Here is a 15800-nt window from a genome sequence, read left to right on the forward strand (position 1 = left end):
GCTTGCTTTTTATTGCAACAGTTTACTTTTAATGGAAAAAATCCTGCGGACTAGAGCAGCAACCCTGTCACTAAGCCATAAAGGTAAAAGCGTTAGGGAGGTTGTTTTTGTCAGCATACTCGTTCCATCCAGAAATAGTGGTAAAATGAGCCGCGTTTCTCTCTGCAATCATAATAAGATCAGTGTTTGAGTATAGAGGGTGAAGACGTACAGCATTTTTTGTTGCCCTCCACGATCCAAAACATTTTTCATAAGTTGCAACCGATGGCAGGTTATGTCTTTGTGCGTGCAGTTCCCAAGTTTTTATGTTCTTTAACCATTTTCTATGTTCTACTGCTATACTTAACAACTCTTCTTTTGTCAATAACTCTGTCATAATCAACTTTCTCCTTTGATCTCGAGCATTTCACCGCCACTTTGTTTTAATTCCTTTTGTCTGTTTTTTCTTTTTAGACAATATTTACTCAAGTGATAAAAGTCTATCTTCGAATATTTTAACTCTCATTTTTGATCCAATTGATTTCTTCTCAAATATATCCCTCGGTACTGCGATATTATAATTCTGTTCATCAACATACAATTTTAAAGAGTAGTTGCTTGATGTTGTGCCAGGTATTATGGAAGCAGTCGTTAATGTCATATTACCGACCATAAATGGCGTCATCATTAATTGATCCGCGGTTGAATTATTGACTTCTTTTTTATCAATCACCAAGGCTTCAGCATCTTTTCCTTTTCTTAAGATTTCTGCTTCCAAACGCTCTGCTTCTTCTTTAGATTCATTCGCAGTTTTTCCTATATCATTAATAGCTTCTTTGTATGAGTCACCCGTATAGTCAGCAACAAGAGTAACAGTAACAAGTAATACTAAACCAACCAATATAGTTCCGATCAAAATTCCATTATCCTTTATTACATCCATTTGTTCATCATTCTCCTTAAACTTTTAAATTAATGGCGAAAGCCATTTTGTATGAAAAATATTCCTGATGTTGCAAACAAAAAGACAACAACAACTCCACCTACTTTTTTAAGCACATCCATTATCATGCTAGGTAACGTAATAGTGTCATCCTGTAATTTATTTTCTTTTGAAGCAGAATCATTAACTAATGATTGGATATCGTTATCGTATTTTACAGGTTCATGAGTATCGGAGTTAATGTAAACAGGCTCTCCATCATCGGTAATACTGTCTAATAGTAAATACACACCAGCAGCAGTTAGAAGTGTTGTTGGAAAGGATGTGTTATTCTTATTTGAATTTGTTTTATTAGTTGAATTATTACTTTGATTGGTTGACTTATTTTTCGATCCGTTACTTTTTTGTGCGGGACTTTTTATTGCTGTATTACTTCCTTTGCTGCTAGAATAACCGGTTGTTTTTGCTTCCCCAATAAGAGGAACATTTAGAAACAGGATAATAAACAATACGAAGAAGGAAACTATTTTCACCATGATTTCTCCTTTATTCATTTTAAATTTCTTGTTTTATTAATTGATTACTTTTGAATCAAAGTATGTTATACGTTCATTCACCTTTAATTTCTTACTTAGATACTTCCTAGCTAGAAAAATCCAACCTAAAAAGAAGGCAATTACTCCAATCCAATAAAACAGGTTATCAATCTCCACAATTTTACGGTTTAACAATATAAGAAAGAAGCTGAAGCCGCTTATAAAATAACCATTCAACAGCATTAACTTGATAATAAATTTTTTTGGCATTCTCATTTTTTTATTTCTCCTTTATTTTTTCGAAGTAGTAATACTTTTGGTTTGATATTTCATTTAAATTGCCTCTATAGCAGCAATGCATATATGAATCTAAAAACTATAGATATTATGAAGAACAAAACACATTCGTCAAGGTGAAATTCAAATAATGGACAGAAAGGTTTCTCTACTTTTCGTCAAATTGAAATTTGGCGCAAAGTAGGAAATTCCAGAGCACGCCCCTTCTTGTACAGTTGACGGTTGACACAAAAGTACGTATAAATGTACAGCGACAAGAAATGCGCTACTCTCCTAAAATATTATTATGTATATAATAGTGGGCAGGATCAACGAATTGCGACAGCTTACTGAGCGGTTTTATCTGCTCTTTCATAGAAGCAGTGGTGCCAAAACATTAAGCATATATATAAATAGAAGATCGCTCCAGCAAAATATAAAAAGATAAGTAATGTTGTTTTCACAGTAAAAATAATTCCAATGCAGTAAAGGAATATAATAGTTAATAAAACGATTATCAATCTAGCATACCGAATAGTATTTCTTTGATTTGTACCTAATCCCCACATTATAAAGCCAACCCCCACAAAAGAAGAAGTCACAAAGACATAATATGAAATAGGTGTTTTGCTTGGCTCTCCATTGAAAAATATGATTTGTAGTGCTTCTAAGAGACTAGGTGCAAAAAAACCGATTATTATTCCTAAAAGTAGAGTATATGTTTTCTGACTCATGAGCTATCCGATCCTTTCTTTATATATTCCTGTAGCATACAATTGAATTTGTTTTTTCATTTGAAACTCAATGTCTCCGTGTATTTCCTCCACAGAAAGAGACATGGTTATCTCCGATAAAAATTCACCTCTAAAAGTTATTTAAGAATTTTTCTATACTCCTATCATCAAATTCTCTTTGTTCTTGTATCCTTTTATTAACGATATACTTTTTATAAATTTTATAATTAAGAGCAAGACAATCAGCATGATAATCCATCCACTTGTATTCCTCTTTAACCCTACTAACCTCATGATTTAGACAATACGGACAAGCATCTTCACTAAATTCTCTCTGATAACCTCTATGATGTCTATTGCAATTCGCACACTCATATACAAAATTTAACATTTTTATTGGAAAATGGCTTCTTTTTGTTACGTAGTGTGTCCTCAAAATAATATCCTCGATAATAGAGTGTAAGTTTACTTGAAGCATAATTGTCTCCTCTTCTACTGTATTAATTTGCATTCTATTCATACCTCACAGTTTCTTTCACTTTTTATGTCAACCCCGCTTTATCTACGTACACAACTCTACATCCTTTTGACAGTTGACACAAAAGTCCATACTCTTTGATAAAAATACCTTTATATTAGGGTTTTAGCTGTACACTTCTTTTTATTTTGAAATATTGCTTAACTTGCATCATTTTATTTAGATTCTCTTTTATTGCTCACTTTCTTTTTCACTGATAATCTCTTCCAGAACTACAAGAAGCAATTGTCGAATGTTAGTAAGCTTTCTAAAATAATAAATTGAAAGACCAGTGGATATAACTGCTACGATGCTAGAAATAATCGTGTACATAGTTGGATTAAAAGATATAGCAAGCTCTCCATTTATGTACATGATGAATAAAGCTAACAAAAATGAAAAAGGCACGAAACTAAAATGCGAAAGCCAATAAGTAACAGATGAAAATTGTTTAAAGCTAAAGTATTGCTCTATTATATCTCTTTCATCAGCTCTTTTTTGTTTCCATGTTTTTTTTGCATTTTTTATCTCTATAGGAAGTTCTGTATCCATGTTTTCTGTATCAATGTTTTTTGATGTATGACGAATAATAATCTCTATACTTAATAGCAAATGCCAAAAGGAAAACGAAAAAAGTAATAGATAAGAAATGGTTGTATATATCCCTAAATTGTGAACACCGGCAGATTTATTGAACAATTTAATCATCACCGCTGAAAAAAGAACAGAAACAATAATCATTGATATTTTCTTTATTGAAGGCCCATTTTTCTTTTTTAAGATTTGTTGTTCTTTCATAGTTCCCTTCCTTCTTTCTTATTAAATGGAAATTTATCCACTATTTTACCTATGTTATTTCTTTAGTAATGGATCTTTTATCCTTCCCTTTCAAGAATCGAGTATAGCATACCTTTAATCTGGGTGTCTTAGTAAGATAAACTTTTTAAGGTGTATCAGAACAAATTCATAATCTCTCAAAACTTTACCTTGACTAGAGAGAATTACTGATCATAATTTCTTTGAAAACAAAAGTCAAAAGCCTTTATACATAAAATTTTTGACTGCTATTGAATTCTTGTATAGTGAGGAGACAAATCAATGATATTAAAAGGTAATGTTGAATTTACGGTAAAACAAGCGAGCATTAATGAGTTCACTGAATTGGTGGGAAATATTCATAAATATAACATTTTGATTGCTGGTTCTATGGGAAGCGGTAAAACCGAATTATCAAAGATCTTATTAAATTTAATGGATCGCGGGCAAAGGAATATTGTCATTTGTAATTATTCTAATGAGTATTTACAAATGAACTCATCAAACTATATACACTTTAATAATGAGGGCTATGAGTTGAGCCTTAAGAAGTCTCTGAAATTGAATCCTGACCGAGTTTTGTTAGACGAGACAAGGCTTCCTGAGGATGTTGTTCTACTATCTAACCTAGCCTCAGTAGGTAAGAAAGTAATTTCTACTATGCAGGCTACTTCTCGTTTCGATGCTTTTTCACGCTATCGCAAACTTGGACTTGAAGGATTGGAAAGTTCTTCTGAAGCTGCGGAAGCGGAAATTTCTAAGTCTATTGATGTCATTCTTTTTGTTGAAAGAGTAGATTCAGGTCCTCGTCAGATAAGTATAGAAATGATGCATGACTAATTTCTTCTTGATTATAACTTTGTTATAATATCTCCTATACAAAAGAAAACCGTTTCTAGACACTATAGAAGCGGTTTTCTTTTGTATTTAGCCGTTAACCTTTTGATAATAAAGTAATTTTCTTTCACATATTATGTGAATGTCGCACTATCTACGTACACGGCTTAATATCCTTTAGTGGCAATTTAGTTTAATCAATGGAGTTTGAATATATGGGGTATATTGGATATAGTTTAGATGCAAAACAAAAGAGAAGTGCTGTAACACTCCTCTTTTGGCAACATTGCCGTAAGGACGGTTGTTATTATGTTGATGAATTAAGCTTTATGCGATCCACCCTTTTTCTGCTTGTCACGGCGAGGGGTGGATTCTTCTTTATCTTTTAAAATGTTTCTCGGAATACATATGCTGAATCATGAATTTATTTCAACTCTTTCATTAGTTTCTTAACAAAATCGATAGACCCTTTTTTACTGTAAATCTAATATCAAAAGTTATGAATCATTTGTTACTTACTCCTTTTTTGAGGCTTACTTTTGAGTAATTGCAATGTAAAGCCTATTAGTGTTACTCCCATTAGATACGGGAAAATAAGCATACCATAATCGGTACCGTACTCTTTAATATCTGAAGTGAAATGAAGATATATTCCCCACATGGCATAAGCGACATACCCTATTAATGCAGTTATAAACCATACCCATTTCTTTGTAAGTAGCGGAAAGATCAATGGACCACCTAAAATTAAAAAAAGGATGACCATACCTAAAAACTTATCGATCATACTGTTACCTCTCTCCCGAACAATAATTATTTCTTCATTTTCAACAGATCAATATATTCACTATGCTTTTGATAGTTGAGGTAGTGATTATGTTTCCTCAATCACTCACTCTTGGTTAGTATGCAGGTTTCTCGGTGCTACATTACTAGATGGAAATCTAAATTCCCCATATCTTTTCTTTAATTTTTATTGTCCAAAATGCTATCGTTGCAAAGCCAATAAGAGCTGTTGCAAATACTGCATAAAGTGAACAAAGAATTCCAAGTGGGCTCCAAAAAATAACCTTAAATCCAACATATAAATAACCAATATAGACAAATATCGCGTTAACATAAACAAGTATTAGAAATGGCAATAATCTGCTGGATCTTCCACCTGGAGAATCCGGCAGATTGTTTAAAAATGTACATGAGATTAACACTAAAATTTGCAAAATAACAAGACAGATTATAATATAATTATTCATTTAAACTATTCTCCTCTAGATTGCTGCACTAACAGCTTTGTCTCAATCATTTTCAATTCTCCTCCTAGTTAACGACGAAAAAATAATCGCATTTTTTATTAGTTATCACTTTTTTGATATATATCGATTTTAAGTCTTAAGCTGCAGAGGATACATTAAAATAGATATAATAAACTCTTTCGTCCATTTCTACCTCTAAAATCTCTTTACTAGAAATTGGCATACCAAGTCGATATTGAGTTGCTAAATAATAAATATCTTCTTCGTTTACCCAGTTCAGTAATTCCTGTTTAAGATTTTCACCTATTTTTCCATTCACCTTATGTAAAGGGACATTAAATACTTTAGAAAGGGTAACAGAGGTGTATCCTTTTCCGAATTTATTTGAGTTTATATAGTCTTTTACATACTCTTTAATATCTTCTTCATCTACAACCATGAAATTTGTTCCACTCGAAGCTGCTCCATAAATAAAACGTTCACACTTATTGTTTGCAGTCCATGTTAATTTTTCTAGAAGTGCTAGTTTGATTCGATCTTTGTTTGTTAGTATCAAAAAATTCTCCTCTTTTCTTCTGTTTTCTGTTTAGTGTTGCTAACGTTGTTATAACTTCCCTTTTTAACCAAAACAAAAGAGCATCTGTTTATAGCAACAACTAGTGACAGTATGATTGCTATGGGCTATCATTCGAAGAGCGACTTTGCATAACTTTAATAAAGAAAACCGCTTCTATAGGGCCTAGAAGCGGTTTTCTTTATTAAGTCATTATCATTCTTGGTAATAAAGTAAAATTACTTACCCAAATTGCTGGTTTGTCGAAATTACCAATATCTATCTTTGTTATTCTACCTTAGAGAGCATTTCTATTATTGTATTTGAATACGCTTCTATCTGGTGTAACCCTGAATCAATACCATCACGAAGATATTCTTGGACAGTCATTGGAGCATGTTCTACCAGGTTGATGTCGCTAACATTGGTTTCCCAATACTTTATAAGTTTTTTTGCACCACTTTTAATATTAGCTGTTTTTTCAGAGAACCACGGTGTAAAATCTACTCCCCTATTATCCATTATCTGTTTTGGGAAACGAGCACCACCAACGACTTCTTTAGGTAGCCCAAAGAATTCTCCTGTTGTCTTATCTGGATTAAAAGTCTGTGCTACATCATCACTAAGATTTAATATTTGAAGTAGCTCATAGGAAATGTTTGGCTTTTCCTCGGAACTTATTAAGTAACCAGCTAATTTTTCTTTTACAGCTTGTGTCATTTCATTAATTTTAGTCAGTTTAGGAATTAATTCCTCTCTAATATCCTTCATATTTAATCACCTTCTCCTTCATAATTCTCTTGTCATTAGAATCTAGTTAGTTAAGTATCCTTGTTAGCAGTACTGCTTACTTAGCCCAATTCATGATATTAAAATATCCAGTGCCCATTACAGTCCTCTCTTTGTCCGATTAGGAATATTGTATCAGAATGATTACGGTCGTGCAGACAGAAAACCACCTTTAGAATATAAGAAACTGTTCATTACTTTGAGCTAGTCCTCTTTATACGAACTATTACATATACTCTTCATAAACAAGCTATCTATTGACTTATACTTCTAAAACCATATTGTGTTAAAATTGTGATTGTAAGCCATTAAAAAGGAAGGTGCCTGGTATTGAATAAACGTTGGATTGTATTACCTATCTTACTAATTGTTCTATTAGGTCTTTATTTTCTTATAAATAGCGGGAGGTCTACATCTATTCAAGAATTATTTACAGATGAGGGTATAAATCGGTCTGAAATTACGTCCATTGATACAGTGAAATCTTCAACAGATGAGAAGGTATCCATTACAGAGCCAAAACAAATTAATAAAATAGTGACCGAAATATCTAAATTACAATTAAAGGAAGAAAACTTTACTGAAGCAGAGAATTCTCAATCATATTGGGTAACCATAAAAGCTAATAATGAGAGACGATTGGGAATGACTTTTTTTGACCAAGATTTTTTATCAATTTATAATTTTAAAGATAAAAAGCAATACAATTATAAAATCACTGATAATTCAAATATAAATGCCATTAAAGATTTATTTAAATAAAAGGAATGCCCTGAAAAATATGACGGGTTCTCTTTTGGAAGGGAAAACAATAAAATAGACACCGAAATAGCAGACAAATTAACAATATATTAGTCTGCTATCTTTATTGAAAAATTGTGTATTTTACCAAAATCCAATGAAAAATAACAGTGTATTTGCACCTGATTTTCAAGAGGACAACAAACTTTGTCTGTGCTAATTAAATGTCTGAGTTTGAAGCATTACGAGAATTAGGTGTGATTCATGAGTTAGTAATTAGCCTCTTTGAAAAATTGGATGGCCAAGTGTTACAAGACGAAGTATCAGTTATTAGAGAAAAAGTTGTCACAGCAACTCAAAGACTATTGGACTCTTAATTACTGCATAATACGAGTGTTTAATTCAATTAGGCGTTAAAAAGGCACCCAAAACCGGATGCCTTTTCTAGTATTAAAACCTTTGCTAATTCCATTGTTATTTGTTGCTTATAAGGTCGCTTTCTCTTCCAAAAGAGAACCAGTTATGAAAAACAGGGCATTCTCTTTTTATAAGGTGATCCAGCCACTTTTAGATTGTACTCTTTTTACTACGCGTTTTCCGGTAATTTTATTTGGTTTTCATTTCAGAAAAAGCTACTCCTGGATAACTAAACTTGTCAGGTATAATTTTTTTAATAATCTTACAAGCTTCTCGTGGGAATGTTTTTTCAGAAAAAAAGACTGCCTTTTATTAGACAGTCTTGATACAAAAGAGTAACAAAAAGTTATTTAAACTTTTTATAATCTCTCAATTAACTATAATATCTTCTACTTCAGGAGCCTGATCGTCTGGGGTATTAGAGTTTCCTCCGTCTTCCCTTTTTAATTTTTCTAAGTTGTATAACATGATCGCGAGCTCTCCTCTAGTGAGCTGATCTGCAGTTCCGAACTTTGTTTTGGTCTTTCCGTTAGATATTCCATTAGCAACTAATGTATTAACAGCTGATAGATAGCGTGGAGATACATCAGAAAATTTTGTCGTACTCTCATTCACCGGGGATAAATCATAAGCATTAACAAGAATGAGAGCCGCTTCACCACGTGTAAGTGTATCATTTGCACCGAATAATGAGGTAGTCTTTCCATTAATGATCCCCAATGAACGAAGTACTTCTACTGCTGGTATTCCCCTTGTTGGTACATCAGTAAATTTAGAAGTTTTTGCTGCCTGTTCAGGAATGAGATTTCTAATTTTGGCAATCATGATTGCACTATCGACACGCTTTATAGGTTCTTGTACTCCAAATTTCGTTTCCGATAGCCCTGATACAATATGATTATTGTGGAGATAGGTTACCGCTTCAATATATCTGTCTGATACATCAGTAAAAGTAGCTGCTGAAGTATTGCTAAAAGACGCTGTAAATACTCCTCCAGCCAAGATACCTGCAATCATAGTTTTTGTTACTTTATTCTTCAATGCTTTTCTCTCCTTTTGGTAAAATGGTCCTTTGTATATAAAATACTATAATATTAGCAAAATAAGTATTTAGTTTTAACTTCTATATCATAGCATAAGGATTTTTTCTTTGCTCGGCTTGTTGGAATTCAAGACTATTTACCTAATTATGTTTTAAGTATATAATTTAAAAACCGCGAGCAAGAAAGGATATCTCATCTTGTTCGCGGTTTAATCTATTTTTTACATTTCTTCTTTGGTAAGTGGATCATTCATCTTCATAGTCATATGGGTTGATATTATTTGCTATTTGCCAATTTTCTAATTCGGCTTTCTCAATCATTTCTTGTTCTGCTTTTATTTCTTCATATGTTGGGTATTTCATTGCTTTTCCTCCTTAATTTGTATGTTCAACTAAAAATTTATCTATATCGACTAATGTTAATAGCCTAAATAATTAGTAAGTCTTTTCGCAATCCACACAAACATCATCTACATAATCAACGACATTAACTTTTTCTTCTTTGTAAGAGTGGCCACAAACAGAACAAGTTATTAAGCTCTCATCTTCTAACATCCATATTGTTCCCCTCGATTCAACAGTGTCATAAATTAATTTTTTCAAATCTTTATCTGCTAGCATTTCGGGTGAAACGTAACCCAGGACTCGAAAATCTCCATTTTGAAGCACACAGATATTTCCTCTATTTTCTTTTTTAAATGTTTTACCGATCCAAATATGTCCTTGATAATGCTCTAATGTTTCAAAGTTATTCCACTTGTTCACTGTAAACGCTCCCCTCGTTGCACATCTGCAAGAAGTTGGTTTAAAAGACTTAAGGCTTCTTTCTCTTTCCCTTCTTCTAAAGCAACAATTACAGGGTTAAGCCGCAGCATTTCTTCCTCATATTCGTAATCTTCCAATTTTAATTGAATATCTTCTGCTCTTTCCAGTGTAGGGTTATTGATAAGTTGTTTAATTAGCTCAATTTTAATAACATACGGTTCAAAATTAGGAATTTCCTTTTCTCCCCTTTGCATTGGAACCAAAACAGGGAGTAAATATTTGGCTAAATACTCCTGGTTAGAACAAGACATAAGAAATCCCATCGAGGTTGCTATTAATTGTTGATCAAATACATCGGTAATGATCACATTTTGCATGTGATACTTCAAAATAAACGCACTAATTTGTACCGGGTTATCATGTATTAAAATTGTATCTTCTCCTTTTACATAACCTAATAAAAATTCTGCCTCTGTGTTTGCTAGTCTCTTGTTTTCCATTTCATATCTTCCTTTCGATTATAATCTGATTGTTTAACTAACCATTCTGATAGCCTACTTTGTTTACTTTTCTCTCAAAATAATTTTTCATATAAAATGAAACTTTACGGATTTAAATAGTTTTTATTATGCAATCCCCCTATATTTATTTTTCAACAACAAAAAGCCCATCGGGATGATTATTCAAAAACAGCTAAACAGAAGCTGTTGATCAAATCACCCGATGGGCTTGTAATTATTGTTGTTTTGGTAAATTAAAAAGAAAAAAAGAAAATACTTCTATGTTGAGTGTACTAAATTTCTATATGAACTGCAATCACTTACATACATAGACACAACCAGACCTTGCTGATATTTACTAAATGTTTGTTTACTCAATGCGGAGCTTCAGTCGCAGCCTCCCCCACCAGAATCACTACTTGATGAATGCGAAGATGAGTCATAAGATCCGCTGTCCTGGTAATGAGTATGAGACGACGATTTATGGGAAAGCATATCTGAACAACTTCCTGACCTATTATCATGGTTGTCCGTCCACAATGGTGTTACGGAGTATAAAGGATCTACTTGTTGAGAATCAGACTCCCTTTTTTGTTTATAGAATTCCTTTTGTCTCTTTTCTTGCTGTGGGATAGAATGGCCACTTCTCCTTCTGTTTTCAAAACTATAGGTATCAATACCTTCTCTATTACGCTTTTTTAAAGAGGGATCTTCTTTAAAAAACCACAAGTAGGTCTTAATCACTCCCCATAGCAGGGAAATACCTATTAATACCATTATCACGATGACAAATTGATTCATGTATAACGCCTCCTTTATTTCAGTGGTTATAGATATGATGTTGGTTCTCTCACGATTTGTAAAGGGATAATTAACCTTAAATTCAATACTTTTGTATAATTGAAATATATTTACAGACTAGAAGCCTTTTATGTAAAAAGGGTAGAACAAGTATGAGGAATTACTTCCTGTTATCCTTTGCTGACCTCACAACCTCTTGAGCTGTTTCCCAGGTGCTGAAGTGGATACAGAATGTGCTTCCCGTTGGAAGTTGATGATCTTTCGCATAGTGATTCCACTCTGATATTTTTAAATTAAAATGGTTAAAGTGCTTTAAAGCAATTCCAATTAATTGGTCACTGGAATACTTTCTAATTGACTGGCGCTTTAGAATTGCTGCTGCGTCGTTGAATATTTGTTTTTTTGCATGGTTCCAGCTTTGAAAATGCTTTATAAAGACACCACTTCTTAGTAAGTCATGTTGAACAGCAAATGAATCCCATGCTTTTATAGAGGTAAAGTGATCTTGATATTTTTTCGCAGTCTCGATTAAGTTTTCTTTAGAAAACGACCTTTTTTGCTGAAGGACCGCCTTACTTTCTTGAAATATACTATCCTTTGCCTCATTCCAACTATTAAAATGATTTATAAAAACATGAGCATTCGGTAAACCGTGCTGAGCAGCATAGCGACTCCATGTATTTTGGCTAGTAAAATAAGTGCTATGCTTTCTGGCAATCATGACAAGTTGTTCTTTGGTGTAAAGGTTCCGGAAGAGCGGCCTCTCGGAACCAAAGATTTTTATTTTTGCTTCATTCCAACCGTTAAATTTATGCATATAGACTTTGCTACTGAGCAAATCCTTTTCCGACGCAAAAAAATTCCAATCTTTCTGCTTTTGAAAGTAGGAGCTATGTTCTTTGGCGATTTGTATTAACTCTTCTTCGGTAAAGGAGGGTTCGAATCTTGCTCCAACTGGTACATTATCACCAAAAATCTCTTTCTTTGCTATATTCCATGATCCAAAATGATAAGCAAATGTTCTTGCTCTAGGAAGTTGATGCTTTCCTGCATAACTATTCCATATCGAAACGGAAGTGAAATATTCATTGTTCTCTTTCGCTATGTGCTTTAGTAAGGTTTTATCATACCTCATCTTAGACTCCACCCTCTTAAGAATGTAATAAAAAACAGGAGGTGCTAAGCCCCCTCCTGTTAGAATATCAGATATATGTGCAACTGTAGCAATGATGCAAGGATTGTCGTAATTTTTAAATGTCGAGCGGCTCCTTATATGGCTCACTTTGCTTGAATATTTTACAGGTAGTAAGACAGGATACTTCTGCACTTTAGTAATATAGATGAGATTGTAGCTTTATAAAAAAGATTGATTAGAGCAACAGCTTTCTGATAACGAAAAGAGCCTATAAAAAAGATTAAATAAATTCAAGCTAAACTAATTATTATATAAAGAAGAAAAAGGAACAGAAAAATACCACTCAATATGTAAATAGGAACTAAAGCAGCTTCTAACGCTGGTTTTGCTAAGTGTGGCTTATTATCTTTCCAAAGAAAGTACATTAAAATGCCTAAAGGAAAGATAAGAAAAGAAATGATTTGCACTCTATCAATACGCTTAACTCTTTTCCTATACGCTTTAGAACACGGTTTGCATCTTTTCTTCAATGGATAATAAGGATCTATTTTGTATATTCCTCCACAATCTATACACCTTGCTTCTGTAACCCATTCCCGAATACGAGCCATAATCTTCCCTCTCCTCATACATGAAGTCAGTACGTTTTTTTATGTATATCACTAAACAGTGACGCTTTTGCGTGTCTACCCTATAGGGAATCTTTTATTATTCATCAAGGGTCGTTGCCTGTTCGTCAATTGCAGACTTTTTATCTCCATTCGTTCTGTACACCCAGACGTTGTTATCTTTCTTATAGAAATAAGAGAATTGAAGCGCTTTGTCATCCAGTAGCATGACTTCGAGTACATATTCGATATCTTCACTTAAAATTTTATCAAATGGAAGGAACGCTGGATCGAATTCTACAGTTTCAGGGCTTTTGTCAGTTTCTTTACTGTCATATAACCAAATTTCGTATTTTTTATCATTTGTAATTATTTTCGGTTCACCAAATATGTTTTTTACTTCTTCTTTCGTAAAGTTTTCTTTTGTTTTTTTTTCTACAGATTCTTTTGTAATGGGCGGGGGTTCAGATGAACATGCACTTAACATAAGTATAATGATTAGGATTGCAAACAAAGACATCTTTCTCAATTTAAAGGCACTTCCTTTCGTTCATGAATTGCAACCAGATGCACCTAATATTGATTATAAATTCACAATAAAAATTACTCGAAGTGGAATTATGCGCTTAACTGGAAAACATGATGGATTTCCTGCATATGAGTTATGGAAGAAAATTGATGGCCAATCTCCAAAGAAAGTGTGGTCTCGACTTCCTGGGCCTGGTGATACTCCACTTTTACTAGGCGGTGTGATGGATAAATCGGTTGATAAAAACTTAGAAAAATAACCATTTTAGGCGTTAACAACTATTGGGTATTTTTTCCGCTAAATAGGTTGTTTTTTCCTTTTTAACCATACTTTATAAGGTAAGTTAAGTCAAATGCGGATTCTAATTTTTCATAAAAAGACCCTCTTTACTGATGAATGTAGTCGAGTTTCTTCTATAAGACAATCATGGGAGCAGAGTTATCACATTAAGAAGAAAGAAGCTACCCGTTTGGACAGCTCCCTTAAAACAATTAATCTTTTTAACAAGCTTCATTTTACACATCATGGATTCCTGAGTATGTGTGTGTTCCAGCCGAACTGGACCGACCATTAAGTCATTGGTCCAATTTGGCAATGCCATTTGTGCTCGCCAAGCTTAATTGTGGATCGACTGTATTACATTTCGACTCTTCAAAAAGTAAAGCCTTTTCTGATTGATGAATTAACCAGACAGCATGTTCAACTGGTAAATTGACGGTAGGTACTTCATTAGGAACTGAGCGGCTCCTGGTTATGCTCACTTCGCGTTTGGCCACTTTTATTATAGGATGATCCGATCTTTCTTCCGTCCTATCTTCTTTTATTGAATATTTCTCTACCTCTTGTATGAGCCAATTAATTTGCTCTTTATTGAGGCTTGTATGAGCATATTCTTCTCCCTCAGTCTCTGTTGCAAAAGCTAAGTTTTCCTTTATTTCTTTAAGTTTTGACATTCCTTTTCTCTCCCTTTGATTGTATGTGTAGCTCCCAAAGATCAAGATTACCAGTTCTTATTTTTTAGTCTCACAACTCAAACAAGTAAAGCTGTAGATGACTTTTCCCTCGGATTTAATAGCTTGTTCTGAATTCATAATCATCTTTTCCTTACATTTAGGGCATCGCATAAGAATTTTCCCTTCCTCTCTTTCCTTTTTCAAAGCAAGGAATTTATCTATTCATTTAAACTATGATTGTTTGCATTTTATCAATGAAATACAGATTAATTTTAGTCATTATTAGTAGGACTAAAAGATGAAAGTGGATTCAAAGGATTCAATAGAGAATTTGAGAAATCATCTTTTTGAATATATCTATCACTGGCATTATTACTTTTGCTTTCTCCCTTAATAGAACCACAAGTCTGACATTTTCCATTGATATGCAATCTAACACAAAAACACTTGGGACAATTAATAAATTTCTCCAATAAAAATACCACCTTTAATAAACAACAAGTGTCAATAACATAAAGAGTAGATGTTACACTTCATTCACGTACTGTTCATCAACTTCTTTTACTGATTCTCCATCCAATTATTGGTACAATAAAGGTAGGAGGTGTTTTTAGTGATCAAAAAATATTCATTCATTGTGTTTTGTTTTATATCCTTACTTCTTGTTTTTACTGGATGCCAAACGAACGACTCAAACCTAGAAAAATCCCCTGCTCAAAAACGTTCCGAATCGGAAAATGGTGTTACTATCAAAACTGAAAAAGCGGAATATCCAATTTCAGTTAAGACGATCACTGTTGAAATTCAAAATGACAGTAATGAAGAATATATGACTGGTGCTCACGTTTTTCTTGAAAAAAAAGTAGAAGGCATATGGCGTACAGTGCCCATGAAAGCAGAATCTTTCACAGAGCAAGGTATTATTCATCCTCCAAATAAATTGTCATCTCTAGATCTTAATGTAAATGATCTAAAATATAAGCTTACGCCAGGTGAATATCGGGCTACTATTGGCGAACTTGCTGCTCCATTTAAAGTTGTAGAATGAGAGAGAACTGCTGCTGGTTCTTTCTCTT

23 protein-coding genes are annotated in these 15800 nt (G+C 33.2%); 4 read left to right on the forward strand and 19 right to left on the reverse strand.

Going from position 1 to position 15800, the window contains the following annotated elements; all coding sequences use genetic code 11:
* Nucleotides 1-70 precede the first annotated feature (70 nt).
* The 7 genes from ACH0BF_RS16255 to ACH0BF_RS16285 all read right to left on the reverse strand — a co-directional run bounded on the left by ACH0BF_RS16255 (nt 71) and on the right by ACH0BF_RS16285 (nt 3783).
* On the reverse strand, nt 71-376 hold the full coding sequence (locus ACH0BF_RS16255) for a hypothetical protein (RefSeq protein ID WP_406909692.1): 306 nt from the start codon (nt 374-376) through the stop codon (nt 71-73).
* An 84-nt stretch (nt 377-460) separates the two neighbouring features.
* On the reverse strand, nt 461-922 hold the full coding sequence (locus ACH0BF_RS16260; protein WP_406909693.1) for a hypothetical protein: 462 nt from the start codon (nt 920-922) through the stop codon (nt 461-463).
* A 29-nt stretch (nt 923-951) separates the two neighbouring features.
* On the reverse strand, nt 952-1458 hold the full coding sequence (locus ACH0BF_RS16265) for a hypothetical protein (RefSeq protein WP_406909694.1): 507 nt from the start codon (nt 1456-1458) through the stop codon (nt 952-954).
* Between the two features lie 36 nt (nt 1459-1494).
* On the reverse strand, nt 1495-1734 hold the full coding sequence (locus ACH0BF_RS16270) for a hypothetical protein (protein ID WP_406909695.1): 240 nt from the start codon (nt 1732-1734) through the stop codon (nt 1495-1497).
* 347 nt (nt 1735-2081) lie between these two features.
* Nucleotides 2082-2468 (reverse strand): hypothetical protein, encoded by a 387-nt coding sequence (locus tag ACH0BF_RS16275; RefSeq protein ID WP_406909696.1) that lies wholly within the window; start codon nt 2466-2468, stop codon nt 2082-2084.
* Nucleotides 2469-2598: 130 nt separating this feature from the next.
* Nucleotides 2599-2979 (reverse strand): hypothetical protein, encoded by a 381-nt coding sequence (locus ACH0BF_RS16280; RefSeq protein ID WP_406909697.1) that lies wholly within the window; start codon nt 2977-2979, stop codon nt 2599-2601.
* Nucleotides 2980-3177: 198 nt separating this feature from the next.
* On the reverse strand, nt 3178-3783 hold the full coding sequence (locus tag ACH0BF_RS16285; protein WP_406909698.1) for a hypothetical protein: 606 nt from the start codon (nt 3781-3783) through the stop codon (nt 3178-3180).
* Nucleotides 3784-4083: 300 nt separating this feature from the next.
* Between ACH0BF_RS16285 and ACH0BF_RS16290 the strand changes: the two genes are divergently transcribed.
* On the forward strand, nt 4084-4641 hold the full coding sequence (locus ACH0BF_RS16290; RefSeq protein WP_406909699.1) for an ATPase, T2SS/T4P/T4SS family: 558 nt from the start codon (nt 4084-4086) through the stop codon (nt 4639-4641).
* 508 nt (nt 4642-5149) lie between these two features.
* Here the strand turns inward: ACH0BF_RS16290 and ACH0BF_RS16295 are convergent.
* From ACH0BF_RS16295 to ACH0BF_RS16310, 4 genes are all read right to left on the reverse strand, one after another.
* Entirely contained in the window at nt 5150-5425 is a 276-nt protein-coding gene (locus ACH0BF_RS16295) for a hypothetical protein (RefSeq protein ID WP_406909700.1), read from the reverse strand.
* Between the two features lie 157 nt (nt 5426-5582).
* Nucleotides 5583-5891, reverse strand: coding sequence for a hypothetical protein (locus ACH0BF_RS16300; RefSeq protein ID WP_406909701.1), 309 nt, complete (start codon nt 5889-5891; stop codon nt 5583-5585).
* 136 nt (nt 5892-6027) lie between these two features.
* Complete coding sequence (locus tag ACH0BF_RS16305; protein ID WP_406909702.1) at nt 6028-6447, reverse strand: hypothetical protein; 420 nt, start codon at nt 6445-6447, stop codon at nt 6028-6030.
* A 285-nt stretch (nt 6448-6732) separates the two neighbouring features.
* Entirely contained in the window at nt 6733-7215 is a 483-nt protein-coding gene (locus ACH0BF_RS16310; RefSeq protein WP_406909703.1) for a hypothetical protein, read from the reverse strand.
* 348 nt (nt 7216-7563) lie between these two features.
* On the opposite strand from ACH0BF_RS16310, the gene ACH0BF_RS16315 reads away from it, so the two are divergent.
* Nucleotides 7564-7995 carry a hypothetical protein gene (locus tag ACH0BF_RS16315; protein WP_406909704.1) on the forward strand — a complete coding sequence of 144 codons (432 nt, stop codon included), beginning with the start codon at nt 7564-7566 and terminating at the stop codon, nt 7993-7995.
* Nucleotides 7996-8760: 765 nt separating this feature from the next.
* Here ACH0BF_RS16315 and ACH0BF_RS16320 read toward each other — a convergent pair.
* The 7 genes from ACH0BF_RS16320 to ACH0BF_RS16350 all read right to left on the reverse strand — a co-directional run bounded on the left by ACH0BF_RS16320 (nt 8761) and on the right by ACH0BF_RS16350 (nt 13771).
* Nucleotides 8761-9432, reverse strand: coding sequence for an S-layer homology domain-containing protein (locus ACH0BF_RS16320; protein WP_406909705.1), 672 nt, complete (start codon nt 9430-9432; stop codon nt 8761-8763).
* A gap of 436 nt (nt 9433-9868) precedes the next feature.
* Complete coding sequence (locus ACH0BF_RS16325) at nt 9869-10198, reverse strand: hypothetical protein (RefSeq protein ID WP_406909706.1); 330 nt, start codon at nt 10196-10198, stop codon at nt 9869-9871.
* Complete coding sequence (locus tag ACH0BF_RS16330) at nt 10195-10698, reverse strand: hypothetical protein (RefSeq protein ID WP_406909707.1); 504 nt, start codon at nt 10696-10698, stop codon at nt 10195-10197. The genes ACH0BF_RS16325 and ACH0BF_RS16330 overlap by 4 nt, the downstream gene beginning before the upstream one ends.
* A gap of 387 nt (nt 10699-11085) precedes the next feature.
* On the reverse strand, nt 11086-11499 hold the full coding sequence (locus ACH0BF_RS16335; RefSeq protein WP_406909708.1) for a hypothetical protein: 414 nt from the start codon (nt 11497-11499) through the stop codon (nt 11086-11088).
* A gap of 160 nt (nt 11500-11659) precedes the next feature.
* The gene (locus tag ACH0BF_RS16340) at nt 11660-12634 is read right to left on the reverse strand and encodes a hypothetical protein (protein WP_406909709.1); all 975 of its coding nucleotides are present in this window, start codon (nt 12632-12634) and stop codon (nt 11660-11662) included.
* Between the two features lie 290 nt (nt 12635-12924).
* Nucleotides 12925-13245 (reverse strand): hypothetical protein, encoded by a 321-nt coding sequence (locus tag ACH0BF_RS16345; RefSeq protein WP_406909710.1) that lies wholly within the window; start codon nt 13243-13245, stop codon nt 12925-12927.
* 97 nt (nt 13246-13342) lie between these two features.
* Nucleotides 13343-13771 (reverse strand): hypothetical protein, encoded by a 429-nt coding sequence (locus ACH0BF_RS16350; RefSeq protein WP_406909826.1) that lies wholly within the window; start codon nt 13769-13771, stop codon nt 13343-13345.
* Here ACH0BF_RS16350 and ACH0BF_RS16355 point away from each other — a divergent pair.
* Complete coding sequence (locus ACH0BF_RS16355; protein ID WP_406909711.1) at nt 13737-14030, forward strand: DUF3238 domain-containing protein; 294 nt, start codon at nt 13737-13739, stop codon at nt 14028-14030. The genes ACH0BF_RS16350 and ACH0BF_RS16355 overlap by 35 nt on opposite strands.
* Before the next feature lie 316 nt (nt 14031-14346).
* On the opposite strand, the gene ACH0BF_RS16360 is transcribed toward ACH0BF_RS16355, so the two are convergent.
* Nucleotides 14347-14724 carry a hypothetical protein gene (locus tag ACH0BF_RS16360; protein WP_406909712.1) on the reverse strand — a complete coding sequence of 126 codons (378 nt, stop codon included), beginning with the start codon at nt 14722-14724 and terminating at the stop codon, nt 14347-14349.
* Nucleotides 14725-15337: 613 nt separating this feature from the next.
* Here ACH0BF_RS16360 and ACH0BF_RS16365 point away from each other — a divergent pair.
* Nucleotides 15338-15772, forward strand: a complete 435-nt coding sequence (locus tag ACH0BF_RS16365) for an immunoglobulin-like domain-containing protein (protein WP_406909713.1) — start codon at nt 15338-15340, stop codon at nt 15770-15772.
* The last annotated feature ends 28 nt before the right edge of the window (nt 15773-15800 follow it).

The sequence above is a fragment of the Pseudobacillus sp. 179-B 2D1 NHS genome, assembly GCF_045370945.1.
Lineage (GTDB): Bacteria > Bacillota > Bacilli > Bacillales > Domibacillaceae > Pseudobacillus.

Bases quoted from the DNA above. Each gene is read 5' to 3' on its own strand.
- ACH0BF_RS16255 (WP_406909692.1), bottom strand. From the start codon at position 376: ATGACAGAGTTATTGACAAAAGAAGAGTTGTTAAGTATAGCAGTAGAA.
- ACH0BF_RS16260 (WP_406909693.1), bottom strand. From the start codon at position 922: ATGGATGTAATAAAGGATAATGGAATTTTGATCGGAACTATATTGGTT.
- ACH0BF_RS16265 (WP_406909694.1), bottom strand. From the start codon at position 1,458: ATGGTGAAAATAGTTTCCTTCTTCGTATTGTTTATTATCCTGTTTCTA.
- ACH0BF_RS16270 (WP_406909695.1), bottom strand. From the start codon at position 1,734: ATGAGAATGCCAAAAAAATTTATTATCAAGTTAATGCTGTTGAATGGT.
- ACH0BF_RS16275 (WP_406909696.1), bottom strand. From the start codon at position 2,468: ATGAGTCAGAAAACATATACTCTACTTTTAGGAATAATAATCGGTTTT.
- ACH0BF_RS16280 (WP_406909697.1), bottom strand. From the start codon at position 2,979: ATGCAAATTAATACAGTAGAAGAGGAGACAATTATGCTTCAAGTAAAC.
- ACH0BF_RS16285 (WP_406909698.1), bottom strand. From the start codon at position 3,783: ATGAAAGAACAACAAATCTTAAAAAAGAAAAATGGGCCTTCAATAAAG.
- ACH0BF_RS16290 (WP_406909699.1), top strand. From the start codon at position 4,084: ATGATATTAAAAGGTAATGTTGAATTTACGGTAAAACAAGCGAGCATT.
- ACH0BF_RS16295 (WP_406909700.1), bottom strand. From the start codon at position 5,425: ATGATCGATAAGTTTTTAGGTATGGTCATCCTTTTTTTAATTTTAGGT.
- ACH0BF_RS16300 (WP_406909701.1), bottom strand. From the start codon at position 5,891: ATGAATAATTATATTATAATCTGTCTTGTTATTTTGCAAATTTTAGTG.
- ACH0BF_RS16310 (WP_406909703.1), bottom strand. From the start codon at position 7,215: ATGAAGGATATTAGAGAGGAATTAATTCCTAAACTGACTAAAATTAAT.
- ACH0BF_RS16330 (WP_406909707.1), bottom strand. From the start codon at position 10,698: ATGGAAAACAAGAGACTAGCAAACACAGAGGCAGAATTTTTATTAGGT.
- ACH0BF_RS16335 (WP_406909708.1), bottom strand. From the start codon at position 11,499: ATGAATCAATTTGTCATCGTGATAATGGTATTAATAGGTATTTCCCTG.
- ACH0BF_RS16340 (WP_406909709.1), bottom strand. From the start codon at position 12,634: ATGAGGTATGATAAAACCTTACTAAAGCACATAGCGAAAGAGAACAAT.
- ACH0BF_RS16345 (WP_406909710.1), bottom strand. From the start codon at position 13,245: ATGGCTCGTATTCGGGAATGGGTTACAGAAGCAAGGTGTATAGATTGT.
- ACH0BF_RS16355 (WP_406909711.1), top strand. From the start codon at position 13,737: ATGATTAGGATTGCAAACAAAGACATCTTTCTCAATTTAAAGGCACTT.
- ACH0BF_RS16360 (WP_406909712.1), bottom strand. From the start codon at position 14,724: ATGTCAAAACTTAAAGAAATAAAGGAAAACTTAGCTTTTGCAACAGAG.